The sequence below is a fragment of the Mitsuaria sp. BK041 genome (genome assembly GCF_014193085.1).
Lineage (GTDB): Bacteria > Pseudomonadota > Gammaproteobacteria > Burkholderiales > Burkholderiaceae_C > Roseateles.
Genome location: NZ_JACHYT010000001.1, coordinates 1,810,637 through 1,836,039 on the forward strand (window position 1 = coordinate 1,810,637; position 25,403 = coordinate 1,836,039).

The following is a 25,403-nucleotide window of genomic DNA, read 5'->3' on the forward strand; positions in this document are numbered from 1 at the left end:
TTATGACGAACTAATCGCCGGGGCGAACCACGCTGCGAACCGGATCGCTGGCGTTCGAGGCCCTACGAGTTCGTTCGATGGATCACGATGTCAGGCCATTCCAACTCTGGTGCGTCAAAAGCAGGCGGGAAAGCCGGTCTGATTTGGGCGATTTCTAGAGGGCCTCGCCTACAATCGTGGTTTCCTGTGGACAACTGGCTCCTCGCGAGCAGGGTTAGGACCGAATGAACGTATTGATGTCTGTGCACGATGCCGTCCTCAACTGGATGATCGACGGCTTCACCGGCGCCAGCTGGTGGCAGATCGTGGTCTTCACGCTGGTGGTGACGCACATCACCATCGCCGGGGTGACGATCTTCCTGCACCGCGCCCAGGCGCACCGCGCGCTCGACCTGGGGCCGATCCCCTCCCACTTCTTCCGCTTCTGGCTGTGGCTGACCACGGGCATGGTCACCCGCGAGTGGGTGGCGATCCACCGCAAGCATCACGCCAAGTGCGAGACCGAGGAAGACCCCCACAGCCCGGTCACCCGCGGCATCAAGACCGTGATGACCCGAGGCGCGGAGTTGTATCGCGCCGAGGCGAAGAACGAGGAAACCATCAAGAAGTTCAGCCATGGTGTGCCGGACGACTGGATGGAGCGCCATGTCTACAGCGGGCGCTCGGTCTGGGGCGTGTCCCTGATGATGATCATCGACCTGGCGCTGTTCGGTGTGGCCGGTCTGGCGGTCTGGGCCGTCCAGATGGTCTGGATCCCGTTCTGGGCCGCCGGCGTGATCAACGGCGCCGGCCACTACTGGGGTTACCGCAATTTCGAGGCGACCGACGCGTCGACCAATGTCTCCCCGTGGGGCCTGATCATTGGTGGCGAGGAGTTGCACAACAACCACCACACCTATCCGACGTCGGCCAAGTTCTCGGTCAAGCCGTTCGAATTCGACATCGGCTGGGGCTACATCCGCGCGATGGAGATGATCGGTTGGGCGAAGGTCCGCAAGACCGCGCCGCAGATGAAGACGGGCGAGATCAAGGCCGTCGCGGACAAGGACACGCTGGAAGCCATCATCGCCAATCGCTACGAGGTGATGGCGCGTTATGCCCGCGGCCTGCGCGGCGCCTGCAAGGACGAGCTGGCCAAGCTCAAGGCGGCGGGCGAGCAGCACAGTGTCAAGTTCCACCAGTTCAAGCTGGCCAAGCGCTGGCTACATCGTGACGCCGAGAAGATCCCGGCGGTCTTCCAGGCGCAGTTGGATGGGGCTCGCGCCGCCAGCCCGGTGCTGGACAAGCTGGTGACCATGCGCGAGGAACTGCGTCAGCTGTGGACTCGCACGAACGTGTCGGCCGAGCAGCTGGTGCATGACCTCCAGGCGTGGTGCCGCAAGGCCGAGGAAAGCGGTATCGCGGAACTCAAGGCCTTCGCGATGGGGCTGCGCGCAGTGCGCGCCTGATCGACTGGCACGCGTGTCGCCTGCGGTGAGGCCGTCTTGGTGATGGCTGTCACCGGTCGACGGATGAAGGAATGCAAAGGGCGCCCTTACCGGGCGCCTTTTTTCATTGGGGCGCCCATAATTTGTTGGGACCCTCACACAAGGAGACTGACATGATTGCCGCAATCCCGTTCAAGCGCATCGCGCTGGTCAGCCTGATGACCCTGAGTTTTGGGGCGATGGCGTCGGTGGCCCAGGCGCAGGCGGAGGTGAGCTTCATCAAGCCGGAGAATTTTTCGGACATCGGCTTCAACTACGTGGATCGCACCACGGCAATGAAGCAACTGGAGGATCACTTCAAGGCGCTGGCCGCCCGCGAATTGCCGGGCAAGCAACTGAAGATTGAAGTGACCGACATCGACCTGGCCGGGGAATTGGAGCCGGCGGCCCGCGTCGACCGCCTGCGGGTGCTGCGCACTGTCACCATTCCCCGGATGAGCTTCACCTACACGCTCAGCGAGAACGGCAAGGTCCTGAAGTCCGGCAAGGCGGACATCAAGGACATGGACTACCAGAACGCAAGCAACCGCTACTTCGACTCCGAGCCGCTGCGCTATGAGAAGAAGATGATCGACGACTGGATGGCCAGGGATCTGCTGGGCAAGGACCGCTTGGCGCGCGTGACGCCCTGAGCGGCGCGGGACGGCTCAGTTGGGCGGCGCGTCGCCCGCGCTCCAGAATGAAAAAACCCGCCGATTGGCGGGTTTTCTTCAAGGTGAGGGCGGTGCTGTCGCAGCCCTCGCGAGCTGAATCACTTCAGCTTGGTTTCCTTGTACAGCACGTGCTTGCGCGCTTTGGGGTCGAACTTCATGAATTCCAGCTTTTCGGGCGTGGTCTTCTTGTTCTTGTTCGTGGTGTAGAAATGACCGGTGCCGGCAGTGGATTCCAGCTTGATCTTTTCGCGTCCGCCTTTGGATGCCATGGTGTCGCTCCTGGTTCAGTGATTAGGCTTGACCGCGGGCACGCAGGTCGGCCAGCACGGCGTCGATGCCCTTCTTGTCGATCAGACGCAGCGCGGCGTTGCTGATGCGCAGACGGACCCAGCGGTTTTCGCTTTCGACCCAGAAACGGCGGTATTGCAGGTTCGGCAGGAACCGGCGCTTGGTTTTGTTGTTGGCGTGGGAAACGTTGTTCCCGACCATGGGCTTCTTGCCCGTGACTTCGCAGACGCGTGCCATGAGGACACTCCGATACTTGTCATCCGGCGACCGTCCCAATCGTCCCGACCTTGCTGTCGGATCGCGGGCGGCGGCCTCACCTCGCCATAGGGTGGCGGTTTCCCATCTTCCCCGCGTCGAGATCCTTCACAGGTTGTCGGCGCAGGAAAACGGCGAGTGTAGCAGAAACGAGCCGACCCGCGAAAGAGCGGGCCGGCTGGAATGCGGGTGTCGCCTGAATGGCGCGCGGACTCGCGGTGCTCAGCGGGCTTCCTGCTCGAGGAAGCGCTGGGCGTCGAGTGCGGCCATGCAGCCAGTGCCGGCGCTGGTGATGGCCTGGCGGTAGACGTGATCCTGCACGTCGCCGGCGGCGAAGACGCCAGGCACGCTGGTCATCGTGGCGAAACCCTCCAGGCCACTCTTCGTGCGGATGTAGCCGTCCTTCATCTCGATCTGGCCGGCGAAGATCTCGGTGTTGGGCTTGTGGCCGATGGCGATGAAGCAGCCCTGCAGCTTGACGTCGGTGGTCGCGCCGTCCTGCGTGCTCCTGATGCGCACGCCGGTCACGCCGCTGGCGTCGCCCAGTACCTCGTCCAGCGTGTGGAACAGGTGCAGCTCGATCTTGCCGGCCTGGACCTTGTCCATCAGCTTGTCGACCAGGATGGGCTCGGCGCGGAACTTGTCGCGGCGGTGGATCAGGTGGACCTTGCTGGCGATGTTGGACAGGTACAGCGCCTCCTCGACCGCGGTGTTGCCGCCGCCGACCACGCAGACCTCCTGCTCGCGATAGAAGAAGCCGTCGCAGGTCGCGCAGGCGCTGACGCCGCGGCCCATGAAGGACTCCTCGGACGGCAGGCCCAGGTACTGCGCCGAGGCGCCGGTGGCCAGGATCACCGTGTCGGCGGTGTAGACGGCGCTGTCGCCGGTCAGCGTGAAGGGGCGCTTGGAGAAGTCGACGCTGTTGATGTGGTCGAAGACGATCTCGGTCTGGAAGCGCTCGGCATGCTGCTGGAAGCGCTGCATCAGCTCGGGGCCTTGCACGCCCATCACGTCGGCGGGCCAGTTGTCGACCTCGGTGGTCGTCATCAACTGGCCCCCTTGCGCCATGCCGGTGACCAGCAGCGGCTTGAGGTTGGCGCGGGCCGCATACAGGGCGGCGGTGTAGCCGGCGGGACCGGAGCCGAGGATCAGCAGTTGGGCGTGTCGGGTGTTTTGGCTCATGACAGGCAATTGGGGATGCGCACAGCGGACGCAAGGGTCGACAGCCTACGGCCGTTACAGCGTTGACCCTATGAACAGCCGTGAACAAATTGGCACAATGCATCCATTCTAGGTGGCGGGTCCCTCTGCCATCCTGACAACCACGATTGACCCTAACCCCCGACAGGAGGCATCCCTTCATGGCCATGTTGTCCAACTTGGATCTGATCCGCAGGGTTCCCTTGTTCTCCCTGCTGACCGCCGACCAGGCCCAGTCCATCGCGGACAGCGTCGTCAAGCGGCGCTTCAAACGCGGCGAGTTGATCGTCGAGCAGGGCACCAAATCCAACGCGCTCTTCATCCTGCTGAACGGTCGGGCCCGCGTCCTGACCGCCGACAGCCGCGGCCGCGAGGTGATCCTCGCGGTGCTTCAGCCCGGCGACTATGTCGGCGAGATGAGCCTCATCGACAACGAGCCGCATTCGGCCACCGTCAGAGCCGAGGTGCAGACCGACATGCTGGTGCTGGGCCGCGCCGATTTCGCGCGTGGCCTGCCCGAGCCGTCGAGCCTGGCCTACGGCATCCTGCGCGGCCTGGTCGCGCGCCTGCGCAACGCGGACCGGCAGATCGAGTCGCTCGCGCTGCTCGACGTCTACGGCCGCGTCGCACGCACGCTGCTGGACATGGCGGAGGAAGAGAAGGGCGTGAAGATCATCCGCGGCAAGGTGTCGCGTCAGGACATGGCCAAGGTCGTCGGCGCGTCGCGCGAGATGGTCAGCCGCGTCATGAAGGACCTCGAGGACAAGGGCGTGATCGAGACGCTCGAGAACGGCTCGGTGGTCATCAAGGAACGCCTGCAGCACGATTGAGGCGTCAACGTTTCTTCACCATGGCATGTGACCCCGCGTCCGGGACGCGGGGCGCTTGCGTCACAATCACGGGATGAGTTTTCCCGGTTCCCTGCTGGGCGGTGGTGACGACGCCGCCACGTCGCCCGAGCGCCCCGCGCCGGCGCGCAAGTCCAAGAAGGCCGCCGCCGCTGCCGCGGTGGCGCCCACGCCGCCCAGCCCGCTGCGCACGCCGCTGTGGCTGCTGGTCGGCGCGCTGGTCTGGTGCCTGGTCTTGCTCGCGATGGTCAGCCATGACCGCGCCGACGCCGCCTTCAGCACCGCCGGCACCGCCGGGCCGACGCACAACCGCGTCGGATCGCTGGGCGCCTGGATCTCCGACCTGATGCTCTTCGGCTTCGGCTACTCCTGCTGGTGGCTGATGCTGGTGTCGCTGCGCGCCTGGCTGAGCGGCCTGGCCCGCCTGCTGCGCGCCGACGGCAGCCCGCTCCCCACGCTGAAGGAACGCCTGCCGGCGATCGGCGGCCTGGCGCTGCTGCTGGCGGCGAGTTGCGCGCTCGAGTGGACGCGCCTGTACGGCTGGGAGTCGCACCTGCCGGGCCATGCCGGCGGCGTCCTGGGTTACCTGCTGGGGCCGGCCAGCATGAAGCTGCTGGGCTTCGCCGGTTCGGGCGTCGTGTGGATCGCCGCGCTGGTGGCCGGCGTGTCGCTGGCGCTGAAATTCTCCTGGCTCAAGCTGTCCGAGCAGATCGGCGCCTCGATCGAACGCCTGATCGAGAAGCGCGAGGTCCGCCGCGAGATCGCCGAGGACAAGCGCGTCGGCAAGGAAGCCAAGCGCGAGCGCGAGGCCATCGTCGAGGTCGAGCGGCTGGTCGAGGAGGAGCACCACATCCCGATCGTCATCGAGCCGCCGGTGGTCGAGGTGCCCAAGTCCACGCGCGTGATCAAGGAGCGCCAGCAGACGCTGTTCACCGATCCGGCCGACGCGAAGCTGCCGCAGGTCGACCTGCTGGATGCGCCGCCGCCGCGCATCGAGACCGTCACGCCCGAGTCGCTGGAGATGACCAGCCGCATGATCGAGAAGAAGTTGAAGGACTTCGGCGTCGAGGTGCGGGTGGTGGCCGCCTCGCCCGGTCCGGTGATCACGCGCTACGAGATCGAACCGGCCACCGGCGTGAAGGGCGCGCAGATCCTGGGCCTGGCCAAGGACCTGGCGCGCTCGCTGAGCCTGGTGTCGATCCGCGTGGTCGAGACCATCCCCGGCAAGAACTACATGGCGCTGGAGTTGCCCAACGCGCGGCGCCAGACGATCCGGCTGTCGGAAATCCTCGGCTCGCAGGTCTATGCCGACGCGGCGTCGCCGCTCACGATGGGCCTGGGCAAGGACATCGTCGGCATGCCGGTCGTGGCCGACCTGGCGAAGATGCCGCACTGCCTGGTTGCCGGCACGACCGGTTCGGGCAAGTCGGTGGGCATCAACGCGATGATCCTGTCGCTGCTCTACAAGGCCGAGGCGCGCGACGTCCGCCTGATCCTGATCGACCCCAAGATGCTGGAAATGAGCGTCTACGAGGGCATCCCCCACCTGCTGGCGCCGGTCGTGACCGACATGAAGCAGGCCGGCAACGCGCTGAACTGGTGCGTCAACGAGATGGAGCGGCGCTACAAGCTCATGTCCAAGATGGGCGTGCGCAACCTGGCCGGCTACAACAAGAAGATCGCCGACGCGGCCGAGCGCGAGGAGAAGATCCCCAACCCGTTCAGCCTGACGCCCGAGGAGCCGGAGCCGCTGGACCGGTTGCCGCACATCGTCGTCGTCATCGACGAACTGGCCGACCTCATGATGGTGGTCGGCAAGAAGATCGAGGAACTGATCGCGCGCCTGGCCCAGAAGGCCCGTGCCGCCGGCATCCACCTGATCCTGGCGACGCAGCGCCCGTCGGTGGACGTGATCACCGGCCTCATCAAGGCCAACATCCCGACCCGCCTGTCCTTCCAGGTCTCGAGCAAGATCGACTCGCGCACCATCCTCGACCAGATGGGCGCCGAAGCGCTGCTGGGCATGGGCGACATGCTCTACATGGCGTCGGGCACCGGGCTGCCGGTGCGGGTGCACGGCGCGTTCGTCAGCGATGACGAGGTGCATCGCGTCGTCGACTACCTGAAGGAGCAGGGCGGCGAGCCGAACTACATCGAGGGCATCCTCGAAGGCGGCGTGCTCGACGGGGACGGCGGCGGCGATGGCCTGCCCGGGCTGGCCGCCGGCGGCGACGGCGAATCCGATCCGATGTACGACCAGGCGGTGGCCGTGGTGCTGCAGCACAAGCGGGCCTCGATCTCGCTGGTGCAACGCCACCTGCGCATCGGCTACAACCGGGCCGCCCGCTTGCTGGAGCAAATGGAGAAATCGGGCCTGGTGTCGTCGATGGCCACCAACGGCAACCGCGACATCATCGTGCCCAAGCGGGAGGAATGAACGGCGCCGGCCACCGCGTTCCTTGCCTCCAGCGCCTCTCGAACCTCCCGCTCCGTTCAAGCATCCACGCCATCGTCGACGAGCCTCCCATGGTCCATCCGCTCCATTCGTTTCAATCGCTCCGTTCCCTGTCGCTCCGCGGCCTTCGCGCGACCCGCGCGGTCGCGGGCGCGGCGCTGCTGGGGGCCGCCGCGCTGGCTCATGCCGACGGCGTGAGCGCGCTGCAGCAGTTCGTGGCCGAGGTGAAGAGTGGCCGTGCCAGCTTCACGCAGACGGTCACCGCACCGGATGGCAAGCGCAAGAAGACCACCACCGGCACCTTCGAGTTCCAGCGGCCGAACCAGTTCCGCTTCGCCTATGCGAAGCCGGCCGAGCAGCTGATCGTGGCCGATGGCAAGGAGGTCTGGATCTACGACCCGGACCTGCAGCAGGCCACGGTGCGGCAGATGGACCAGGCGCTGGGCGCGACGCCGGTGGCGCTGCTCGCCGGGGGCGACCTGTCGCGGGACTTCACGCTGAAGGCGCTGCCGGCGGCCAACGGGCTGGACTGGGTGCAGGCGACGCCGCGGCGCAACGACAGCGGCTTGCAGAGCCTGAAGCTGGGCTTCAAGGGACGCGAGCTGTCGGCGCTGGAGATCGTCGACGGCTTCGGCCAGCAATCGGTGATGCAGTTCAGCGCGGTGGAGCCCAATGCCAAGGTGTCGGCCGAGCGCTTCCGCTTCACCCCGCCGCCGGGTACGGACATCGCGCGCCAACCCTGACCGAGCTTCGAGCCTGCACCGATGAGCAACGCGTCGCTCTTCCCGGACGAGTTCGATCCCGTTCCCAGCGGGCCGCCGGCCATGGCGACGCCGGGCAAGCACGCGCCGCTGCCGGAGCGGCTGCGGCCGCGTCAGCTCGACGAGGTCGTCGGCCAGCGCCACCTGCTGGGGCCCGGCATGCCGCTGCGCGTCGCGCTGGAGAGCGGCCGGCCGCATTCGATGATCCTGTGGGGCCCGCCGGGCGTCGGCAAGACGACGCTGGCGCGGCTGATGGCGCAGTTCTTCGACGCGCAGTTCATCGCGATCTCGGCGGTGCTGGGCGGCGTCAAGGACATCCGCGAGGCGGTCGAGCGCGCGCTGGCCGCAGCCGGGCAGGGGCGGCGCACGATCGTGTTCGTCGACGAGGTCCACCGCTTCAACAAGGCGCAGCAGGATGCCTTCCTGCCGCATGTCGAGTCCGGCCTGTTCAGCTTCATCGGCGCGACGACGGAGAACCCGTCCTTCGAGGTCAATTCGGCGTTGCTCTCGCGCGCGACGGTGCATGTGCTGAAGTCGCTCGACGAGCAGGACATGCGCGAGCTGCTGGCGCGCGGGCGCGAGGCCCTGGGCGCGCCGCCGGTCAGCGAGGCCGCCACCCAGCGCCTGATCGGTTATGCCGACGGCGACGCGCGGCGGCTGCTCAACACGCTGGAGACAGTGGCGCAACTGACGCCGGCGGACACGGCGGAGATCGACGAGGCGCTGCTGGAGCGCACCCTGGGCGAGCAGCTGCGGCGCTACGACAAGGGCGGCGACCAGTTCTACGACGTGATCTCGGCGCTGCACAAGTCGGTGCGCGGCTCCAACCCCGACGCGGCGCTGTACTGGCTGGTGCGCATGCTCGATGGCGGCGTCGACGCGCGCTACATCACGCGCCGCCTGATCCGCATGGCCAGCGAGGACATCGGCAACGCCGACCCGCGCGCGCTGCGGATCTGCCTGGATGCCGCCGAGACCTACGAGCGCCTGGGCTCGCCCGAGGGCGAACTGACGCTGGCGCAGGCGGTCGTGTACCTGGCGATCGCGCCCAAGTCCAACGCCGTCTACAACGCCTACAACCAGGTGCGCGCGCTGATCAAGCAGGACAGTTCGCGGCCGGTGCCGGTGCATCTGCGCAATGCGCCGACGCGGCTCATGAAGGAGCTGGGCTACGGCAAGGCCTACCGCTACGCGCATGACTTCCCCGGCGCCTATGTCGCCGGCGAGCAGTACCTGCCGGACGGCCTCGAGGACCAGCGCTTCTACGAGCCGGTGCCGCGTGGCCTGGAGATCAAGATCGGCGCCCGGATGGACGAGCTGCGACGGCTGGACGCGGAGGCGCTCGGTCAGGAGGGCGAGGCCGCGGCCCGCCGCGGCGAGGGCCGCGAGGACTGAGCATGGGCGCGGCGTGGCGAGCCTCTTTCACGACGCGCCTGGTGCGCGCTGGGCAGGCTGTCGCGCGGATGCGCGGGCGGTGTTTCGGCGCGGTCCTGGGTTTGACCTTGAGCCTTGGCCTGGGCGTGGCCGCGCCGGTCGCGCAGGCGGCGGCCGCCAAGCCGGCGCCGGTGGTGCGTCCGGCGCAGCCGCCCGAGGGGCCGACGCTGGCCCGCATTCGCGAGACCGGCGTCATCGTCCTGGGCTACCGGCCGGCATCGGCGCCGTTCTCCTACCTCGACGCGCAGCTGCGTCCCACCGGCTATTCCGTCGAGCTGTGCGAGCGCGTGATCGCCTCGCTGCGCACGCGGCTGAAGCTGCCTGACCTGGAAGTGCGGCGCGTGGCGGTGGGCTCGGCGACGCGCATGCCGATGGTCAGCAACGGCACGCTGGACATGGAGTGCGGCATCACCACCAACACCGCGGAGCGGGCGCGCAGCCAGGCCTTCTCGGTGACGATCTTCGTGGCCGAGACCAAGCTGATGACGCGCCATGGCGAGAAGGTGCAGAGCCTGTCCGACCTGCGCGGCCGGCCGGTGGTGAGCACCATCGGCACGACCAGCATCCAGCACTTGGCCAAGGTCAACGAGCAACTGGGGCTGGGCATCCGCATCGTCGCGGGGCTGGATGATCCGGACGCTTTCCAGCTGCTGCGCAGCGGCCGCGCCGACGCCTTCATGATGGACGACGTCATCATCCGCAGCCTGCTGGCGCAGCAGGGGTCGGCGGTCTCGCCCGACGACTACGTGATCTCCGACCGGGCGCTCACGGTCGAGCCCTACGCGATCGGGCTGAATCGCGACGATCCGATGTTCAAGACCATGGTCGACGACGTGCTGGTCGGCCTGTACCGCAGCGGCGAGATCCACACGATCTACAGACGCTGGTTCGAGTCCCCGCTGCCGCCCTCCGGCATCAACCTGAAGCTGCCGATGAACGCCGCTTTCCGGCGCGTGGTGGCGCAGCCGACCGACTCGCCCGATCCGGAGCGTTATCGCTGAAGGCGCTGAAGGCCGCGGCAGATACTGCCGGCGCGGCGCGGTCGCTCGCGATCGCGCCCGAGCAGCCTGAGCGGCCGTTCAGCAACTCGACGAAGCGCCGCGCCGCCAAGCCCAGGGGCCGGGTCTGCGTCCACACCACGTCGACGTAAAGCTGCAGCGCGGTGGTGAAGTTGCCGGCGGGAATCTGGACCAGCTCGCCCGAGGCCAGCGCCGCGCGCACGAAACCGGATGGCAACCAGGCCCAGCCCAGCCCGGCCGACACCATGCGCAGCGCCGCGACCGGGCTGTCGGTGCGCCACTGCACCCGCGAGACCGAGATCCGCTTGTCGACGTCGCAGGCATCGCGGCCAGCGACCAGGATCTGGCGCTCGGCGATCAGGTGTTCGTCGCGCAACGCGGAGGCCTCACGCGCAAGCATCGGATGCGAGGCGGCGACGACGGCGACCAGCGTCTCGCGGGCCACTTCCTGGAACTGCTCGGACGGGTCCAGGCCCTGGCGCTCGAACACCAGCGCCAGCTGCGCGCGCCCGGATTTCAGCATCGCCAGCGCGTCCGCCTGCGGCGCGGTCAGCACCTCGATCTCCAGCAACGGGAACTCGGCCGACAAGGTCGTCAGCGCGTCGCTCCACGGCGTCGCCGCGACCAGTTCAGGCGCGACCGCGATCACCAGCGACGGCTCCAGGCCTTGCGTCATGGACAGCGCGTGCCGGTTGAGCTGGCCGAACTGCTCGGCCAGCCGGCGCGCCTGCGGGACCAGCGCGAGCGCCTGAGGCGTGGGGACGGGTTCGCGGCCGGCGCGGTCGAAGAGCGGCAGGTCGAGTTCGGCCTCCAGGTGGGCGATCGTCATGCTCACCGCCGACGGCACCCGGCCCAGCGCACGGGCGGCGGCGGAGAACGAGCCGTGGTCGATCGCGGCGAGGAAGACGCGGAGATTGTCCAGGTCGAAGGCCATGGCGATCCTTGGGAGAGGTTGAGAGGTTGATCTGTCAGCTGGGCTGATGGATGCTGACTTCAACTATCAGGATGGCGAACATACAGTTCGTCCCATCGTGAATCAAGGCCTCGGCGCAGGGGCGGCCAAGCTCAACGCGGAGGCCCTCAACAAGGAGTTCGACATGGTGTGGGGTGTGCTGTTCCTGGCGGGGCTGTTCGAGATCGGATGGGCGGTCGGCCTGAAGTACACGGAGGGCTTCACCCGGCCGTGGCCGACGGTGGGCACCGTGCTGGCGATGGTGACCAGCGTGGTGCTGCTGGGTTGGGCGCTGAAGCACCTGCCGGTCGGCACGGCTTATGCGATCTGGACCGGCATCGGCGCGGTCGGCACCGCGATCGCGGGCATCGTGCTGCTGGGCGAATCCGCCTCGCCGGCCCGGCTGGCCTGCATCGGGCTGATTGCCGTGGGCATCGTCGGGCTCAAGATGGTCTCGTCGCAGTGAGGGCCGGGCCGGCGTCGGCGCCGGCCCGCCAGCGGGAAGCGGGCAGGGCATGGGACTTGCCGTCCACGGTCATCCAGACCGCAGGAGTTCCTCATGCCCGACTTCGACGAACGACGAGACCACGCCTACGACCGCGAGCAGGAGGCCGCCTACTGGCGCGACAACTACGCCAAGCGGCCGTACATCCAGCAAGGCGACACCCATGACGACTTCGGCCCGGCGTATGCCTATGGCGTCGATGCGTTCGCGCGTTATCCCGACCGAGACTTCGATGATTTCGAGGCCGAGCTGCATCGCGACTGGGGCGAGCAGCGCAAAGGGTCGTCGCTCGACTGGGCGCGCGCCAAACCCGCCGTGAAGGATGCGTGGCAGCGCATCAAGGAGGCCTCGAACATGCCGCCGTCCACGCGCTGAGGCGCGCGCCGCTATTTCTTCTCTTCCAGCGAGCGTCGCACGGCCTCCATCGGGTCCTCGGCCTCGGACGCCGGCGCGGAGGCCGGTTCGCCTGGCGCGGAGGCCGCCGACGCCGCTTCCGGCGGCAGTCCGAACAGCGCGTTCGTGTCCGCATTCGGGTCGACGCGTTCCGCCTGCCCGGCATCGATGCCCTGCAGCATCTCGGTGGCCTTGTCCATGTCGACCGCCTCGGCCTTGTCCAGGAAAGCGGTCACCGTCACCGGGAAGAAGATGACGATCGCCACCAGGATCAGCTGCATCACCACCCAGGGGATGGAGCCCAGGTAGATGTCGCTCGACAGCACCCGCCGCGGCAGCGCGCCAGTCTTGAACAGCGAATCCGAGATGCCCCGCAGGTAGAACAGCGCGAAGCCGAAGGGCGGATGCATGAAGCTGGTCTGCATGTTCACGCACAGCATCACGCCGAACCACACCAGGTCGATGCCCATCTTGTCGGCGACCGGGCCCAGCAGCGGCAGGATGATGAAGGCGATCTCGAAGAAGTCCAGGAAGAACGCCAGGAAGAAGATGAACAGGTTCACCACGATCAGGAACCCGATCTGACCGCCTGGCAGGCTGGTCAGCATGTGCTCGATCCACTTGCCGCCTTCCACGCCCTGGAACACCAGCGAGAAGGTGCGCGAGCCGATCAGGATGAACACCACCATCGCGGTGATGCGCATCGTGCCGATCATGGCTTCGCGGACCACCGGCCAGTTCAGGCGCCGGTGCGACGCCGCCAGGATGAAGGCGCCCACCGCGCCCATCGCGCCGGCCTCGGTCGGCGTGCAGATCGCCGTGTTGATGCCGGGAAGGCCGCCCATCGAGCCCAGCACCGCGAAGATCAGCACCGCCGACGGGATGATGCCGCGCAGGCATTTCTTCCACAGCGCCCAGCCGTCCAGCGTGCGCGCTTCCTTGGGCACGCCGGGCACGTGCTCCGGCTTGAGCCGCGACAGCGCGAAGGTGTAGAGCGCGAAGATCAGCACCTGCAGGATCGACGGGCCCCAGGCGCCCTTGTACATGTCACCCACCGGCTTGCCGAGCTGGTCCGCCAGCACCACCAGCACCAGCGAGGGCGGCACCAGCTGCGTGATCGTTCCCGACGCCGCCAGCACCCCGGTCGCGTAGCGCATGTTGTAGCCGTAGCGCATCATCACCGGCAGCGAGATCATCGCCATCGCGATCACCTGACCGGCCACCGTGCCGGTGATCGCCCCCAGGATGAAGCCGACGATGATGACCGAGTAGCCCAGCCCGCCGCGCACCGGGCCGAAGAGCTGGCCCATCGAATCGAGCATGTCCTCGGCCAGCCCGCATTTCTCCAGCAGCGCACCCATCAGGGTGAAGAACGGGATCGCCAGCAGCAGGTCGTTGGACAGGATGCCGAAGACGTTCTGCGGCAGCGCCGTCATGAACTCCGGCGGGAACCAGCCCTGGCTGACCGCGAAGAATCCGCAGGCCAGGCCCAGGGCGGCCAGCGAGAAGGCCACGGGGAAGCCGATCAGCATGATGATGATCAGCCCCGCGAACATCAGCGGGGGGAACTGCTCCATCGTGATCATTGCAGCGGCCTCTCGTAGTGGGTGTCCATCTCGACGAGATGGGCCAGGTAACCCAGGCGCTTGATCACCTCCGAAAGTCCTTGCAGGAACACCAGCCCGAAGCCGACCGGCAAGGTCAGCGCGGCCGGCCAGCGGATCAGTCCGCCGGCGTTGCCCGACACCTCACCGCTGGTGAACAGCTTGTGCAGGTAGCCGCCCAGGCCGAGCGTCGTGATCGTGTCGTCCGGCCGCATGCCGGTCATGAGCTTGCCCAGGAAGAAGTCCCAGGACAGCCAGCCCGCGTAGGCCATCACCGGGATCAGGAAGACGATCAGGCCGAACAGGTCGATGTAGACCTTGCCGTGGCCGCGCCAGCGCGCGTAGAGGATGTCGACCCGCACATGCTCGTTCAGGCGCAGCACCTGCGCCGCGCCGCCCATCACGCAGACGGCGAACAGGTACCACTGGATCTCGAGGAAGGCGTTGGAGCTGATGTCCAGGCCGTAGCGAATCACCGCATTGGCGGCGCTGATCAAGCACGACAGCAGGACGGCCCAGGCGGCAAGCGTGCCGAACCGGTCCGTCAGCCAGTCGATGCCCTTGGCGAAAGCAAGCAGGGCGTTCATCGAGGAATCCAGGTCTCCATGTGAGCCCGCGACGGGGAGGGCTCGTTTCTTGTCGTAGACGCGGACTGTAGCCAGCGAGCGCTGACGGCGACCTGATTTCGTACGCTGTTCCGGGAAAGCCCTGAGGAAAGCTGAAGGGCGAAAAAAGAAGGCCCCGGTCGGGGACCGGGGCCTGCGGCGGCGCTCCGATGGGGCGCGGTGTTCGGGATCCGTCAGGCGTCGAGCTGCATCGCGGAGGCGAAGAGCCGGGTCGAGCGCGCGCCGGAGCGGCAGAACGCCAGCACCGGCTTGGGCGCCTCGTCGAGCAGCGCGCGCATCGCGGCGATCTCCTCCGGCGACTGGTAGCCCCCCTGCACCGGCAGGTGGTGATAGACCAGGCCCGCCGCCTCGGCCGCGACGCGGACCTGCTCGCTGGTGGGCTGGTCCGGGCCGCCCTCGAAATCCGGGCGGTTGTTGATCACCGACTTGAAGCCGGCCGCGGCCAGCGCGGCCATCGTGTCCGGCGTCAGCTGCGGCGCGACGCAGAAATCGGGCGTCAGTTGTTGGACGGTCAGTTCCATGGAGGCTCCTGTCGTTGAATCGGAAGCGGGCCGGGGAGGGAGGGGCTCAGCCCGCCAGTGCGGCCTTCACCGCGGCCGAGACCAGGCCCATGTCGGCCTTGCCCGCGAGCTTGCCCTTCACGGCGCCCATCACCTTGCCCATGTCGGCCGGGCCCTTGGCGCCCAGCTCGGCCACGATCGCGGCGACCTCGGCCTTGATCTCGTCCTCGCTCAGGCGCTGCGGCAGGTAGACCTCCAGCACCTTCAGTTCGGCGGTTTCCTTGTCGGCCAGGTCTTGCCGGCCGGCGGCGGTGAACTGGCTGATCGAGTCCTTGCGCTGCTTGATCAGCTTGTCGACGATGCTCACCAGCATCACGTCGTCCACCGTCACGCGCTCGTCCACTTCCTTCTGCTTCACGGCGGCCAGCAGCAGGCGGATCGTGCCCAGGCGCTCGCTGTCCTTGGCGCGCATCGCCGTCTTCATGTCTTCGGTGATCTGTTCCTTCAGGCTCATGAGGGCTCCTTGCTTCTCTCTCGAAATGCGTTTCGCGGTCTCGCGGGGATCATCGGCCGTCGCGGACCGGTGCGGCGCGGAGACAAAAAAGCCCGCGGCAGCGTCCTGCGCGGGCTTTCTGTGCTGTTCGGGCAGTGGGGAGCGCTCAGCGAGGGTCCCCGGTGCCGAAGCGGTCCGATCCTTCGATCAGTACAGCTTCTTGGGCAGCTGCATGCTGCGCACGCGCTTGTAGTGGCGCTTCACGGCGGCCGCCTTCTTGCGCTTGCGCTCGGCGGTCGGCTTCTCGTAGAACTCGCGGGCGCGCAGCTCGGTGAGCAGGCCCAGCTTCTCGATGGTGCGCTTGAAGCGGCGCAGGGCCACGTCGAACGGCTCGTTTTCTTTGACGCGAATGGTGGTCATGAAATTCCTTCAAATAGCGCTCGGTGTTCGCGAGGAAGGGCTTGCCTTCGAAGCGGAGTATCCGGATTCCACTTCCGAATCGACGCGCAGGGTTTGCCAGCAAAACGCGGATTCTAGCCTCATTTTTGACGGTCCGCCAAATTGAAGCGGGTCGACGTGCCCGGACGCCTGCGAGCGCGATGCGGCGGGCCCCGCGCTCATCACGTCCCGCGCCGACGGCTTCATCCCGGGCGTGACTTTTTCACGCGCTGCCGCCGCGCGCGCTTCGCGTCGGCGCGCTGGGGGAAGTGCATCGCCGTGGTCCTCTCTCGCGGCACGCTAGGATGCCTGACCCCAAGCTTAGGGGGAGAGAGCCCCCGCGATCGTGGTCGGCACTTGCCCGGGCGACCGGCACCCATCTACATTCGATCCACCACCATTCGACCGCCAGGGGAATCCCCGGCCCGGCCCGACCCATGGAATTAAACGCCGCCGCGACGCCCGCGCCCGCCAGCTTCGATGCCTGGCTGGCGTCGTCGGGAACGCCCCAGGCACATGTCGCGGCCGGCCTGCTCGGCCTGCTGGAACCGACCGGCGCCTGCCTGACCGTGAAGTCGATGGCCACCGGTCGCTACGTCTTCGCGAGCCCGGCCATGGGCGAACTGTTCGGCCGGATCGAGGCCGGCATCGTCGGCGCGACCGACGCCGACCTGATGCGCGGCGACGAAGTCCAGGCGATGCGCCGCTCCGAGCAGGCCACGCTGGCCCAGCGCGGCGTCGTGAGTTCCGAGCACCGCCTCGAGATCGGCGGCCGCCGCCGCGAGTTCATGGTCATGCGCTTCCCGCTGGGCCAGGAGCACGTGATGGCCTTGTGGAGCGACAAGACCGAGGAACGCCATCGCGAAACGCATCTGCAGCGCGCGCTGCAGCAGCTCGAGCAGCAGCAGAAGTCGCTCGAGCAGATGCGCCGCGAGCTGCAGCAGGGCAGCGGCCGCGACGAGGTGTCGGGGCTCTACATGCGCGCGCAGTTCGACGACCAGTTGCTGCGCGAGATCGATCTCTCGACGCGCGAGCACCGCGAATTCACGCTGGTGCTGATCGCGCTGGATCCGGTCACGGCCGAGACCGGACTGGGCGAGGAGGCGCGCCAGCGCCTGCTCGAGGGCCTGGGGCGCATGCTGCGCGCCAACACCCGCGCGATGGACGCGGCCTGCCGCATCGGCGACGACCTGTTCGCGGTGCTGCTGTCGGGCGTGGGCCTGGCGACGGCGCATGCGCGCATGGAACAGCTGCGCCGCCAGTGCCATGCGCAGATCGTCGTGCTGCATGGCCAGGACATCGGGCTGTCCTTGTCGATGGGCGTCGCGAGCTTCCCGCATACCGCGTCACGCCAGGAGGAACTGCTGGGCGCCGCCGAGATGGCGGTCAAGGAAGCCCAGCGCCGCGGCGGCAACCAGGTCGTGCTGGCGTCGATCCCGTTCGGCATGGGCTGAGGGGGCCCGCCGCGCCCGCCCCGTCGCCCGCCGCTCAGGCGAGCAGGGCCTGGAGGTGTCGCCACTCCGCCGCCGTGACCGGCGTGATCGACAAGCGGTTGCCCGGCTGCAGCGTGCGCATCTGCGACAACACCGGATCGCGCTTCATCTCCGCCAGGCTCAGCAGCCGCGTCTTGCGCACGAAGCGCACGTCCACATGCGACCAGCGGGGCGCTTCAGGCTTGGACTTCGGGTCGAAGTAGGGGCTGGCCGGATCGAATTGCGTGGCGTCCGGATAGGCGGTGCTGCTGACCTCGGCGAAGCCGGCGATGCCCGGCTCCGGACAGGACGAGTGATAGAACAGCACCCCGTCGCCGATGCGCATCTGATCGCGCATGAAGTTGCGCGCCTGGTAGTTGCGCACGCCGGTCCAGGGCAGCTCGCCGGCGGCCTGCAGGTGATCGATCGAGGCCTCGTCCGGCTCGGACTTCATCAGCCAGTACTGCGGCGCGTCGCCGGTGGGCTGGGAGGGCTGGGCAGTGCTCAAGGTGAAACCCCGCGAGATCGGCGGCGCCGCGGCGCCGGCCGTCGACCATGAAAAAACCGCGCTCTGAGCGGTCAGGCGCGGTTTCGGGAAGAGGTGTCCACGGCGAGCCGTGAGCCGCATTCCTGAACCCTAGGGGTACAGGTGGGCGAGGTCAACATGGCTTCGGGTTCATCTGACGCGAGACGCTCACACCAGCCAGGTAATGTTCCAAGCCCTTGCTCGCGAGAGCATCGGTTCAAGGAAATATAAAACTCACGCGAACGCAGTGGACGGAGCGGATTCTACGCGGCGAGCCGCGGCGATCACAGCAGTTGCCCGTCTTGCACCAGGGCTTCATCGAGCCGCTTCATCAGCGTTTCAAGATCCGGTGCAGGCAGCTGTCCGGCACTCGTACCGCTGTCGCCAGCGCCTGCCTCGGCGGCATCGCCAGCCGCGGGCGAGGCGCCGACTTCGGTCAGCGAATAGGCCAGGTTCAGCGCCGCCAGCACCGCGATGCGCTCACGCGCCTTGATGCGGCCCGCATCGCGGATCGCGCACATTTCCTTGTCGACCCGGGCGACCGCCTTCTGCAGCGCGGCCTCGCCGCCTTCGGGGCAGCCGAGCAGGTAGCTCTGGCCCATGATCGTGACTTCCATTTGCTTCATGCGCCCGTCTTTCGAGAGTCGGTGGCCTCGGATCCGTCGCTGCCGTCGAGGAGATCGGCCGCCTCCACCGGCAGGCGGTCGAGCAGCGCATCGATGCGCCCGCGCGCCGCGGCCAGGCGCGAACGCAGGCTGTCGCGCTCCAGCGTGAGCGCCTGCACCTGCTGCTCGAGCAGTGTGTTCGTGCGCTTCAATTCCTCGTGGCGCACCAGCAGGCGCTCCACGCGGTCGACGAGGTCGGTGATGCTGGACATGGCTTCCCTGACGGATGGACGCGCGGATTGTAGGGGGCCGGGTTCGCTCAACGCGCCGCAGCCATCGGCGCACTGTCACATTGCGCGACGACGGCGCAACGCTCGCACAGCGGCCGTCGCGCCTGGCACACATAGCGCCCATGCAGGATCAGCCAGTGGTGGGCGTCGACGAGGAATTCCTGCGGCACGCGCGCCAGCAGTTGCTGCTCGACCTCCAGCACGTTCTTGCCGGGCGCGAGGCCGGTGCGGTTGCCGACACGGAAGATGTGCGTGTCCACCGCCATCGTCGCTTCGCCGAAGGCGACGTTCAGCACCACGTTGGCCGTCTTGCGGCCGACGCCGGGCAGCGACTCCAGCGCCTCGCGGCTCTGCGGCACCGCGCCGCCATACTGCTCGACCAGGATGCGGCAGGTGGCGTGGAGGTTCTTCGCCTTGGTCTTGTAGAGGCCGATCGTCTTGATGTACTCGGCGAGCCGCTCCTCACCCAGTTCAAGGATCTTTTGCGGCGTGTTGGCCACGACGAACAGACGGCGCGTCGCCTTGTTGACGCCGACGTCGGTCGCCTGGGCCGAGAGCAGCACCGCGGCCAGCAGCTCGAAGACGCTGGCGTATTCGAGTTCGGTTTGCGGGGACGGGTTGGCGGTGCGAAGGATCTCGAAGAACTCGCGGATCTGGGTCTGGTTCATGGCGAGCGGGCTATGCGGGCAGGGCGTGCGAGCGGACGGAGGACGGGGAAGGGCGATGCGGGGCGGCTCAGGCGCCGCGCTTGGCCCGGGCGCGCGCCAGCGCGGCTTCGATGACGGCCCGCTTGCGATCGATCTGGGCCGCGTCGGTGAGCCGGGTTTCCGACTCGAGGTGATCCAGCTTGTGGCGCGCCTTGGCCTCGAGGCGGTCGTCGTGCTCGCGGCGTTCGCGCTCGACGCGGATCTCGTGCCAGCGATAGCGCTCGCGGGCGCGCTCGGCCTGCGCCGGGCTCCAGGCGGACCAGCCGCTGCGCCCCGGCGTCACTTCGGCGAGCGAGATGCAATCCACCGGGCAGACCGGGATGCAGAGTTCGCAACCGGTGCAGTCCGCGTCGATGACGTGATGCATCAGCTTGTTGCTGCCGACGATCGCGTCGACCGGGCAGGCCTTGATGCAGAGCGTGCAGCCGATGCACCAGTCCTCGTCGATGACCGCGAGCCGGCGCGGACCCTCGAGTCCGTGCTCGGGGTTGAGCGGCAGCGCCTCGCGGGCGGTGAGGGCGGCCAGTCGCGCGATGCCCTCGGCGCCGCCGGGCGGGCACTGGTTGATGGCGGCCTCGCCGCGCGCGATCGCATGCGCGTAGGAATGGCAATCGGGATAGCCGCAGCGCGTGCACTGCGTCTGCGGCAAGGCCTGGTTCAGGCCTTCGACGAGCGCGTCGAAGGCAGCGTCCACCACGCCGGCAGACGGGGGGGCGGACGGGTCAGCGGAGGCGGAATCGGACGGGGCGGGGTTCACTCGGTCGGCTTGCGCGGACGGCGCGTCGCCGGTCGGGGCGCGCGCTTGGCCGCGGCGGGCTGGTGCAACGGGGCCGCATCGTACTTGGCAATGAAGTCGCGGATCACCGGGTAGACCTTCTCGCGCCAGCGACGGCCCGAGAAGATGCCGTAGTGACCGGCGCCGATCGCGTCGTAGTGGAACTGGTTCTTCGCGTCGATGCCGCTGCACAGCTCATGCGCGGCCTTGGTCTGGCCGGCGCCGGAGATGTCGTCCAGCTCGCCCTCCACGGTCAGCAGCGCGGTCTGGGTGATGTCCTGCGGACGCACCAGGTCGCCGCCGACATCCCAGGTGCCGTTGACCAGCGCGAAGTCCTGGAACACCGTCTTGATCGTGTCCAGGTAATACTCGGCCGGCATGTCCAGCACGGCGTTGTACTCGTCGTAGAAGCGGCGATGGGACTCGGCGCTGTCGTCGTCGCCGCGCACCAGATCGAGGAAGTAGTCGTAGTGCGAGCTCAGGTGGCGGTCCGGATTCATCGCCACGAAGCCGGTGTGCTGCAGGAAGCCGGGGTAGACCTCGCGGCCGGCGCCCGGGAAGTTGGTCGGCACGCGGTAGATGACGTTGTTCTCGAACCAGCTGTAGCTCTTGTTCATCGCCAGGTTGTTGACCGCGGTCGGACTGCGGCGGGCGTCGATCGGGCCGCCCATCATCGTCATCGAGCGCGGCGTGGTCTCGCCCTTGGAGGCCATCAGCGAGATCGCCGCCAGCACCGGCACCGTCGGCTGGCAGACCGAGATCACGTGGCAGTCCTCGCCGACGTGGCGGATGAAGTCCTGGACGTAGTAGATGTAGTCGTCGAGGTGGAAGGGACCGGCTTCGAGCGGCACCATGCGGGCGTCGGTCCAGTCGGTGATGTAGACCTTGTGGTCCTTGAGCAGCTGCTTGACCGTGTCGCGCAGCAGCGTGCTGTGGTGGCCGGACAGCGGCGCCACGACCAGCACCGTCGGCTGCGCCTTCATCTTGGCCAGCACGGCCGGGTCGTCGGTGTAGCGCTTGAAGCGCAGCAGGCGGCAGAAGGGCTTCTCCAGCGCCACCAGTTCCTGCACCGCGACGTCGATGCCGTCCACCTCGACGCTGGTGATCTCGAATTCCGGCTTCTCATACTCCTTGGCCAGCCGGTGCATGAGATCCAGACCGGCGGACATCCGGTGCGACAGCGGCGTGTGCGCGAACGGCGACAGCGGATGGCTGTAGAGCTTGGCGGTGGCGCTGGCGAACTCGGAGAACGGGCTCAGCAACGCGCGCTGGGTTTCATAAAGCTGGTAGAGCATCTGGCGGACCTCTCGAGGGGGAGTGAGGCGAAAGCTGGCACCCGTTGTGCAACGCAGCAATTCTAGGTCCCGGCCATCGGAAGTGTGTGTCGCCGGCGTGCCGTCGGGGGCCGCGGCAGGGACTTCGAACCGGCGGATTTCGCCATAAATGCGCAGGGCCGGCCCGCTTGCGGCGGTACCGGCCCTGGGTTCGAGCGCCGATCGTGCGATCAGCGCATCGAAGTGTGGCGGCGAGGAAGGGTCAGACCTTCTTGACCGCGGCGATCGCGGCGGCAACCGGCTTGAGGTTCTTGCTGTTGAGCGCCGCCACGCAGATGCGGCCCGAATCGACGCCGTAGACGCCGAACTCCGAGCGCAGGCGCTGCATCTGCTCGGCGGACAGGCCGCTGTAGCTGAACATGCCCTTCTGGCGGGTGACGTAGCTCAGGTCGTCGGTGATGCCGGCGGCCTGGAGCTCGGCGACCAGCGCCTCGCGCATCTGCTTGATGCGCACCCGCATGCCGGCCAGTTCCTCTTCCCATTGGGCGCGCAGCGCGGGCGTGGACAGCACGGTGGCCACGACCTGGGCGCCGTGCGTCGGCGGGTTGGAGTAGTTGGTGCGGATCACGATCTTGAGCTGGCTCAGGACCTTGGTCGCTTCCTCGGCGGAGGCGCAGACCACGCTCAGCGCGCCGACGCGCTCGCCATAGAGCGAGAAGCTCTTGGAGAAGCTGGTCGAGACGAAGAAGTCCAGGCCGGCGGCCAGGAACTGCTGGATCACGGCGCCGTCCTCGGCGATGCCTTCGCCGAAGCCCTGGTAGGCCATGTCGAGGAAGGCGACCAGGCCGCGCGCCTTGACCGCCTCGACGACCTGCGCCCACTGGGCGGGCGTCAGGTCGTAGCCGGTCGGGTTGTGGCAGCAGGCGTGCAGCACGACGACCGTGCCGGCCGGGGCCGCGTTCAGCGCGCCCAGCATGCCGCTGAAGTCGATGCCGCGGTTGGCGGCGTCGTAGTAGGGATAGGTCTCGACCGGGAAGCCGGCGTTGGTGAACAGCGCGCGGTGGTTTTCCCAGGAAGGATCGGAGATCAGCACCTTGGCGCCGGGGTTCAGGCGCTTGAGGAAGTCGGCGCCGATCTTCAGGCCGCCGGTGCCGCCCAGGGCCTGCACGGTGGCGACGCGCTTGGCCTTGAGGACTTCGCTGTCGGCGCCGAAGACCAGGCCCTGCACGGCCGCGTCATAGGCGGCGATGCCGTCGATGGGCAGGTAGCCGCGCGGCTTGGGGGCCGCCTGCATCTGCGCCTCGGCGGCGGCCACGCAGGCCAGCAGCGGGAGCTTGCCGTTGTCGTCGTAATAGACGCCCACGCCCAGATTGACCTTGGCGGGATTCGGATCGGCGTTGAATTGCTCGTTCAGACCCAGGATGGGGTCGCGGGGGGCCATGGCGACGGCGGCGAACAGGGACATGGAGGCTTTCCTGACAGTGCGTTGGCAAGAGCGGGAAGGGCACGACGGGAGAAACCCGTCCGGCTGCGCTACGCTGTCGCGTCCTGACGCCCGAGGCGCCTCCCGCGCGCCCAGCGAAGCCCGCCGATTGTAGGCAGGGAACAAGCGTTGCCCCTGGGAAACCCTGATGAGCCGATCCACCGCCGCCACGCCCTCAACCCCCGCCGCCAAGGGGAAGAAGTCCGCTTCGCCCGAGGCGCAGACGCCCGAGGTGGGTGCGCCGCCGAAGGGCGAATTCGTCTCTTTCGAAGGCTCTCCGTTCCAGCTGTTCCAGCCTTACCCGCCGGCGGGCGACCAACCCACCGCCATCCAGCAGCTGGTGGAAGGCGTCAATGACGGCGAAAGCTTCCAGACGCTGCTGGGCGTGACGGGCTCGGGCAAGACCTTCACCATGGCCAACACGATCGCGCGGCTGGGCCGGCCGGCGATCGTCTTCGCGCCCAACAAGACGCTGGCGGCGCAGCTGTACAGCGAGTTCCGCGAGTTCTTCCCGAAGAACGCGGTCGAGTACTTCGTCAGCTACTACGACTACTACCAGCCCGAGGCCTACGTCCCGCAGCGCGACCTGTTCATCGAGAAGGACAGCGCGATCAACGAGCAGATCGAGCAGCTGCGGCTGTCCTGCACCAAGAGCCTGCTGGAGCGGCGCGACGTGGTGATCGTGGCGTCGGTGTCGGCGATCTACGGCATCGGCAACCCGAGCGACTATCACCAGATGGTGATGACGCTGCGGGTGGGCGACAAGCTCGGCCAGCGCGACATCATCCAGCAGCTGGCGCGCATGCAGTACACGCGTAACGAGATGGAATTCACCCGCGGTCACTTCCGCGTGCGCGGCGACACCATCGACGTCTTCCCGGCGGAGCACTCGGAGCTGGCGCTGCGCATCGAGCTCTTCGACGACGAGGTCGAGGGGCTGACGCTGTTCGATCCGCTGACCGGCCAGATCCGGCAGAAGATCCCGCGCTTCACCGTCTATCCGTCCAGCCATTACGTGACGCCGCGCGACCGCGTGGTGGCCGCGATCGAGACGATCAAGGAGGAGCTGCGCGAGCGCGTGGCCTTCTTCATCAAGGAGGGCAAGCTGGTCGAGGCGCAGCGGCTGGAGCAGCGCACGCGCTTCGACCTGGAGATGCTGCAGGAGGTGGGCCACTGCAAGGGCATCGAGAACTACACGCGCCACCTTTCGCAGGCCGCTCCCGGCGATCCGCCGCCGACGCTGGTCGACTACCTGCCGCCGGACGCGCTGATGTTCCTGGACGAGAGCCACGTGCTGATCGGCCAGTTCAGCGCCATGTACAACGGCGACCGGGCGCGCAAGAGCACGCTGGTCGAGTACGGCTTCAGATTGCCGTCGGCGATGGACAACCGGCCGCTGAAGTTCGAGGAGTACGAGCGCAAAATGCGCCAGGCCATCTTCGTCAGCGCGACGCCGGGCGACTACGAGAAGCGCCAGGCGGGCGCGGTCGTCGAGCAGCTGGTGCGGCCGACGGGGCTGGTGGATCCGGTGGTCGAGGTCAGACCGGCGACGCACCAGGTGGACGACGTGCTGCAGGAGATCCGCGATCGCATCGAGATCAACGAGCGCGTGCTCATCACCACGCTGACCAAGCGCATGGCCGAGCAGCTGACGGAGTACCTCAGCGACAACGGCGTGAAGGTGCGCTACCTGCACTCGGACGTGGACACGGTCGAGCGGGTCGAGATCCTGCGCGACCTGCGGCTGGGGACCTTCGACGTGCTGGTCGGCATCAACCTGCTGCGCGAAGGCTTGGACATTCCGGAAGTCTCGCTGGTGGCGATCCTGGATGCGGACAAGGAAGGCTTCCTGCGCGCCGAGCGCAGCCTGATCCAGACCATCGGCCGGGCGGCGCGCAACGTGAACGGGAAGGCGATCCTCTATGCGGATCGCATCACCGAGTCGATGAAGAAGGCCATCGGCGAGACCGAGCGCCGCCGCGCCAAGCAGATCGCGTTCAACGAGGCCAACGGCATCACGCCGCGCGGCGTGGTCAAGCGTATCCGTGACCTGATCGACGGCGTCTACAGCGACAAGCCGGGCCGCGACGACGCCAAGGTCATCGCCGAGGCCGCCGAGGTCGAGGCGATGAGCGAGAAGGATCTGAGCAAGCGCATCCAGCAGCTGGAGAAGCAGATGCTGGAGCATGCGCGCAACCTCGAGTTCGAGAAGGCGGCGCGGCTGCGCGATCAACTGGCGCAACTCAAGGAGCAGGCCTTCGGCGCGGCGGTGCACGACAACGTCGTGCCGATTTCGGCGGGCAAGGGCAAGTGACCCCGGGGCGCAGCGCGGTGCGGGAGCAGTGCGCTGGCGTCTGATG

General features: G+C 67.6%; 27 protein-coding genes. 11 read left to right on the top strand and 16 right to left on the bottom strand.

The annotated features are described in order from the left end of the window. Window positions 1-236: 236 nt before the first annotated feature. Both FHT38_RS07890 and FHT38_RS07895 read left to right on the top strand, forming a co-directional pair. Window positions 237-1,448: a fatty acid desaturase gene (locus FHT38_RS07890; protein WP_255488628.1), complete on the top strand. Its 1,212-nt coding sequence runs from the start codon at window positions 237-239 to the stop codon at window positions 1,446-1,448. A gap of 152 nt (window positions 1,449-1,600) precedes the next feature. Beyond that, complete coding sequence (locus FHT38_RS07895) at window positions 1,601-2,119, top strand: DUF3016 domain-containing protein (RefSeq protein ID WP_183491110.1); 519 nt, start codon at window positions 1,601-1,603, stop codon at window positions 2,117-2,119. A gap of 119 nt (window positions 2,120-2,238) precedes the next feature. Here the strand turns inward: FHT38_RS07895 and rpmG are convergent, their stop codons facing one another. The 3 genes from rpmG to trxB all read right to left on the bottom strand — a co-directional run bounded on the left by rpmG (window position 2,239) and on the right by trxB (window position 3,865). Beyond that, window positions 2,239-2,409 (bottom strand): 50S ribosomal protein L33, encoded by a 171-nt coding sequence (gene rpmG / locus FHT38_RS07900; protein WP_058934741.1) that lies wholly within the window; start codon window positions 2,407-2,409, stop codon window positions 2,239-2,241. A gap of 22 nt (window positions 2,410-2,431) precedes the next feature. Further along, entirely contained in the window at window positions 2,432-2,665 is a 234-nt protein-coding gene (gene rpmB, locus FHT38_RS07905) for a 50S ribosomal protein L28 (protein WP_022979438.1), read from the bottom strand. Between the two features lie 240 nt (window positions 2,666-2,905). Beyond that, the gene (gene trxB, locus FHT38_RS07910; RefSeq protein ID WP_183491112.1) at window positions 2,906-3,865 is read right to left on the bottom strand and encodes a thioredoxin-disulfide reductase; all 960 of its coding nucleotides are present in this window, start codon (window positions 3,863-3,865) and stop codon (window positions 2,906-2,908) included. Between the two features lie 179 nt (window positions 3,866-4,044). Between trxB and FHT38_RS07915 the strand changes: the two genes are divergently transcribed. From FHT38_RS07915 to FHT38_RS07935, 5 genes are all read left to right on the top strand, one after another. After that, window positions 4,045-4,713 carry a Crp/Fnr family transcriptional regulator gene (locus FHT38_RS07915; RefSeq protein ID WP_067067043.1) on the top strand — a complete coding sequence of 223 codons (669 nt, stop codon included), beginning with the start codon at window positions 4,045-4,047 and terminating at the stop codon, window positions 4,711-4,713. A 73-nt stretch (window positions 4,714-4,786) separates the two neighbouring features. Beyond that, the gene (locus FHT38_RS07920; protein WP_183491114.1) at window positions 4,787-7,168 is read left to right on the top strand and encodes a DNA translocase FtsK; all 2,382 of its coding nucleotides are present in this window, start codon (window positions 4,787-4,789) and stop codon (window positions 7,166-7,168) included. Between the two features lie 89 nt (window positions 7,169-7,257). Next, on the top strand, window positions 7,258-7,929 hold the full coding sequence (gene lolA, locus FHT38_RS07925; RefSeq protein ID WP_183491116.1) for an outer membrane lipoprotein chaperone LolA: 672 nt from the start codon (window positions 7,258-7,260) through the stop codon (window positions 7,927-7,929). An 81-nt stretch (window positions 7,930-8,010) separates the two neighbouring features. Further along, window positions 8,011-9,342: a replication-associated recombination protein A gene (locus FHT38_RS07930; protein WP_183492421.1), complete on the top strand. Its 1,332-nt coding sequence runs from the start codon at window positions 8,011-8,013 to the stop codon at window positions 9,340-9,342. A gap of 107 nt (window positions 9,343-9,449) precedes the next feature. Beyond that, entirely contained in the window at window positions 9,450-10,382 is a 933-nt protein-coding gene (locus FHT38_RS07935) for an amino acid ABC transporter substrate-binding protein (RefSeq protein ID WP_183491118.1), read from the top strand. Here the strand turns inward: FHT38_RS07935 and FHT38_RS07940 are convergent. After that, complete coding sequence (locus FHT38_RS07940; protein ID WP_183491120.1) at window positions 10,297-11,334, bottom strand: LysR family transcriptional regulator; 1,038 nt, start codon at window positions 11,332-11,334, stop codon at window positions 10,297-10,299. The genes FHT38_RS07935 and FHT38_RS07940 overlap by 86 nt on opposite strands. A 163-nt stretch (window positions 11,335-11,497) precedes the next feature. On the opposite strand from FHT38_RS07940, the gene sugE reads away from it, so the two are divergent. Together sugE and FHT38_RS07950 are read left to right on the top strand one after the other, a co-directional pair. Next, window positions 11,498-11,818, top strand: coding sequence for a quaternary ammonium compound efflux SMR transporter SugE (sugE, locus tag FHT38_RS07945; RefSeq protein ID WP_091724250.1), 321 nt, complete (start codon window positions 11,498-11,500; stop codon window positions 11,816-11,818). Window positions 11,819-11,911: 93 nt separating this feature from the next. Next, complete coding sequence (locus tag FHT38_RS07950) at window positions 11,912-12,232, top strand: hypothetical protein (RefSeq protein ID WP_147241751.1); 321 nt, start codon at window positions 11,912-11,914, stop codon at window positions 12,230-12,232. Between the two features lie 11 nt (window positions 12,233-12,243). Here the strand turns inward: FHT38_RS07950 and FHT38_RS07955 are convergent, their stop codons facing one another. The 5 genes from FHT38_RS07955 to rpsU form a co-directional block, all read right to left on the bottom strand. After that, window positions 12,244-13,833 (bottom strand): TRAP transporter large permease subunit, encoded by a 1,590-nt coding sequence (locus FHT38_RS07955; protein WP_183492422.1) that lies wholly within the window; start codon window positions 13,831-13,833, stop codon window positions 12,244-12,246. Next, a complete protein-coding gene (locus FHT38_RS07960) occupies window positions 13,833-14,441 on the bottom strand; it encodes a TRAP transporter small permease subunit (protein WP_183491122.1) in 609 nt (202 codons plus the stop codon). The genes FHT38_RS07955 and FHT38_RS07960 overlap by 1 nt, the downstream gene beginning before the upstream one ends. A gap of 212 nt (window positions 14,442-14,653) precedes the next feature. Next, window positions 14,654-15,001 carry a TIGR01244 family sulfur transferase gene (locus FHT38_RS07965; RefSeq protein ID WP_091724253.1) on the bottom strand — a complete coding sequence of 116 codons (348 nt, stop codon included), beginning with the start codon at window positions 14,999-15,001 and terminating at the stop codon, window positions 14,654-14,656. A 46-nt stretch (window positions 15,002-15,047) separates the two neighbouring features. Further along, entirely contained in the window at window positions 15,048-15,494 is a 447-nt protein-coding gene (locus tag FHT38_RS07970) for a GatB/YqeY domain-containing protein (RefSeq protein WP_183491124.1), read from the bottom strand. A 186-nt stretch (window positions 15,495-15,680) separates the two neighbouring features. Next, window positions 15,681-15,893, bottom strand: a complete 213-nt coding sequence (rpsU, locus tag FHT38_RS07975; RefSeq protein WP_012346814.1) for a 30S ribosomal protein S21 — start codon at window positions 15,891-15,893, stop codon at window positions 15,681-15,683. A gap of 455 nt (window positions 15,894-16,348) precedes the next feature. Between rpsU and FHT38_RS07980 the strand changes: the two genes are divergently transcribed. After that, entirely contained in the window at window positions 16,349-17,365 is a 1,017-nt protein-coding gene (locus FHT38_RS07980; protein ID WP_183491126.1) for a GGDEF domain-containing protein, read from the top strand. Window positions 17,366-17,399: 34 nt separating this feature from the next. Here the strand turns inward: FHT38_RS07980 and FHT38_RS07985 are convergent, their stop codons facing one another. The 7 genes from FHT38_RS07985 to FHT38_RS08015 form a co-directional block, all read right to left on the bottom strand. Continuing rightward, window positions 17,400-17,837 carry an EVE domain-containing protein gene (locus FHT38_RS07985; RefSeq protein ID WP_091725196.1) on the bottom strand — a complete coding sequence of 146 codons (438 nt, stop codon included), beginning with the start codon at window positions 17,835-17,837 and terminating at the stop codon, window positions 17,400-17,402. 356 nt (window positions 17,838-18,193) lie between these two features. Continuing rightward, the gene (locus FHT38_RS07990) at window positions 18,194-18,535 is read right to left on the bottom strand and encodes a cell division protein ZapA (RefSeq protein ID WP_091724256.1); all 342 of its coding nucleotides are present in this window, start codon (window positions 18,533-18,535) and stop codon (window positions 18,194-18,196) included. Continuing rightward, window positions 18,532-18,786 (bottom strand): cell division protein ZapB, encoded by a 255-nt coding sequence (locus tag FHT38_RS07995; RefSeq protein ID WP_147241750.1) that lies wholly within the window; start codon window positions 18,784-18,786, stop codon window positions 18,532-18,534. The genes FHT38_RS07990 and FHT38_RS07995 overlap by 4 nt, the downstream gene beginning before the upstream one ends. Window positions 18,787-18,833: 47 nt before the next feature. Beyond that, entirely contained in the window at window positions 18,834-19,472 is a 639-nt protein-coding gene (gene nth, locus FHT38_RS08000) for an endonuclease III (protein ID WP_183479037.1), read from the bottom strand. 67 nt (window positions 19,473-19,539) lie between these two features. Then, window positions 19,540-20,205: an electron transport complex subunit RsxB gene (gene rsxB, locus FHT38_RS08005; protein WP_147241757.1), complete on the bottom strand. Its 666-nt coding sequence runs from the start codon at window positions 20,203-20,205 to the stop codon at window positions 19,540-19,542. 59 nt (window positions 20,206-20,264) lie between these two features. After that, window positions 20,265-21,581 (bottom strand): polyhydroxyalkanoate depolymerase, encoded by a 1,317-nt coding sequence (locus FHT38_RS08010; RefSeq protein WP_091724260.1) that lies wholly within the window; start codon window positions 21,579-21,581, stop codon window positions 20,265-20,267. Between the two features lie 241 nt (window positions 21,582-21,822). After that, a complete protein-coding gene (locus FHT38_RS08015) occupies window positions 21,823-23,025 on the bottom strand; it encodes an amino acid aminotransferase (RefSeq protein WP_183491128.1) in 1,203 nt (400 codons plus the stop codon). 166 nt (window positions 23,026-23,191) lie between these two features. Here FHT38_RS08015 and uvrB point away from each other — a divergent pair, with 166 nt between their 5' ends. Next, window positions 23,192-25,357, top strand: coding sequence for an excinuclease ABC subunit UvrB (gene uvrB, locus FHT38_RS08020; protein WP_183491130.1), 2,166 nt, complete (start codon window positions 23,192-23,194; stop codon window positions 25,355-25,357). Window positions 25,358-25,403 lie beyond the last annotated feature (46 nt).

What these genes read in the sequence shown, in the direction of transcription:
- FHT38_RS07995 (WP_147241750.1), bottom strand. Translation starts at nt 18,786, where the DNA reads ATGTCCAGCATCACCGACCTCGTCGACCGCGTGGAGCGCCTGCTGGTG.
- FHT38_RS07920 (WP_183491114.1), top strand. Translation starts at nt 4,787, where the DNA reads ATGAGTTTTCCCGGTTCCCTGCTGGGCGGTGGTGACGACGCCGCCACG.
- sugE (WP_091724250.1), top strand. Translation starts at nt 11,498, where the DNA reads ATGGTGTGGGGTGTGCTGTTCCTGGCGGGGCTGTTCGAGATCGGATGG.
- uvrB (WP_183491130.1), top strand. Translation starts at nt 23,192, where the DNA reads ATGAGCCGATCCACCGCCGCCACGCCCTCAACCCCCGCCGCCAAGGGG.
- nth (WP_183479037.1), bottom strand. Translation starts at nt 19,472, where the DNA reads ATGAACCAGACCCAGATCCGCGAGTTCTTCGAGATCCTTCGCACCGCC.
- FHT38_RS07915 (WP_067067043.1), top strand. Translation starts at nt 4,045, where the DNA reads ATGGCCATGTTGTCCAACTTGGATCTGATCCGCAGGGTTCCCTTGTTC.
- FHT38_RS07940 (WP_183491120.1), bottom strand. Translation starts at nt 11,334, where the DNA reads ATGGCCTTCGACCTGGACAATCTCCGCGTCTTCCTCGCCGCGATCGAC.
- FHT38_RS07980 (WP_183491126.1), top strand. Translation starts at nt 16,349, where the DNA reads ATGGAATTAAACGCCGCCGCGACGCCCGCGCCCGCCAGCTTCGATGCC.
- FHT38_RS07950 (WP_147241751.1), top strand. Translation starts at nt 11,912, where the DNA reads ATGCCCGACTTCGACGAACGACGAGACCACGCCTACGACCGCGAGCAG.
- FHT38_RS07895 (WP_183491110.1), top strand. Translation starts at nt 1,601, where the DNA reads ATGATTGCCGCAATCCCGTTCAAGCGCATCGCGCTGGTCAGCCTGATG.
- FHT38_RS07960 (WP_183491122.1), bottom strand. Translation starts at nt 14,441, where the DNA reads ATGAACGCCCTGCTTGCTTTCGCCAAGGGCATCGACTGGCTGACGGAC.
- trxB (WP_183491112.1), bottom strand. Translation starts at nt 3,865, where the DNA reads ATGAGCCAAAACACCCGACACGCCCAACTGCTGATCCTCGGCTCCGGT.
- FHT38_RS07890 (WP_255488628.1), top strand. Translation starts at nt 237, where the DNA reads ATGTCTGTGCACGATGCCGTCCTCAACTGGATGATCGACGGCTTCACC.
- rpmB (WP_022979438.1), bottom strand. Translation starts at nt 2,665, where the DNA reads ATGGCACGCGTCTGCGAAGTCACGGGCAAGAAGCCCATGGTCGGGAAC.
- FHT38_RS07990 (WP_091724256.1), bottom strand. Translation starts at nt 18,535, where the DNA reads ATGAAGCAAATGGAAGTCACGATCATGGGCCAGAGCTACCTGCTCGGC.
- FHT38_RS08010 (WP_091724260.1), bottom strand. Translation starts at nt 21,581, where the DNA reads ATGCTCTACCAGCTTTATGAAACCCAGCGCGCGTTGCTGAGCCCGTTC.
- FHT38_RS07930 (WP_183492421.1), top strand. Translation starts at nt 8,011, where the DNA reads ATGGCGACGCCGGGCAAGCACGCGCCGCTGCCGGAGCGGCTGCGGCCG.
- rpmG (WP_058934741.1), bottom strand. Translation starts at nt 2,409, where the DNA reads ATGGCATCCAAAGGCGGACGCGAAAAGATCAAGCTGGAATCCACTGCC.
- lolA (WP_183491116.1), top strand. Translation starts at nt 7,258, where the DNA reads ATGGTCCATCCGCTCCATTCGTTTCAATCGCTCCGTTCCCTGTCGCTC.
- FHT38_RS07965 (WP_091724253.1), bottom strand. Translation starts at nt 15,001, where the DNA reads ATGGAACTGACCGTCCAACAACTGACGCCCGATTTCTGCGTCGCGCCG.
- FHT38_RS07970 (WP_183491124.1), bottom strand. Translation starts at nt 15,494, where the DNA reads ATGAGCCTGAAGGAACAGATCACCGAAGACATGAAGACGGCGATGCGC.
- FHT38_RS08015 (WP_183491128.1), bottom strand. Translation starts at nt 23,025, where the DNA reads ATGTCCCTGTTCGCCGCCGTCGCCATGGCCCCCCGCGACCCCATCCTG.
- rpsU (WP_012346814.1), bottom strand. Translation starts at nt 15,893, where the DNA reads ATGACCACCATTCGCGTCAAAGAAAACGAGCCGTTCGACGTGGCCCTG.
- FHT38_RS07985 (WP_091725196.1), bottom strand. Translation starts at nt 17,837, where the DNA reads ATGAAGTCCGAGCCGGACGAGGCCTCGATCGATCACCTGCAGGCCGCC.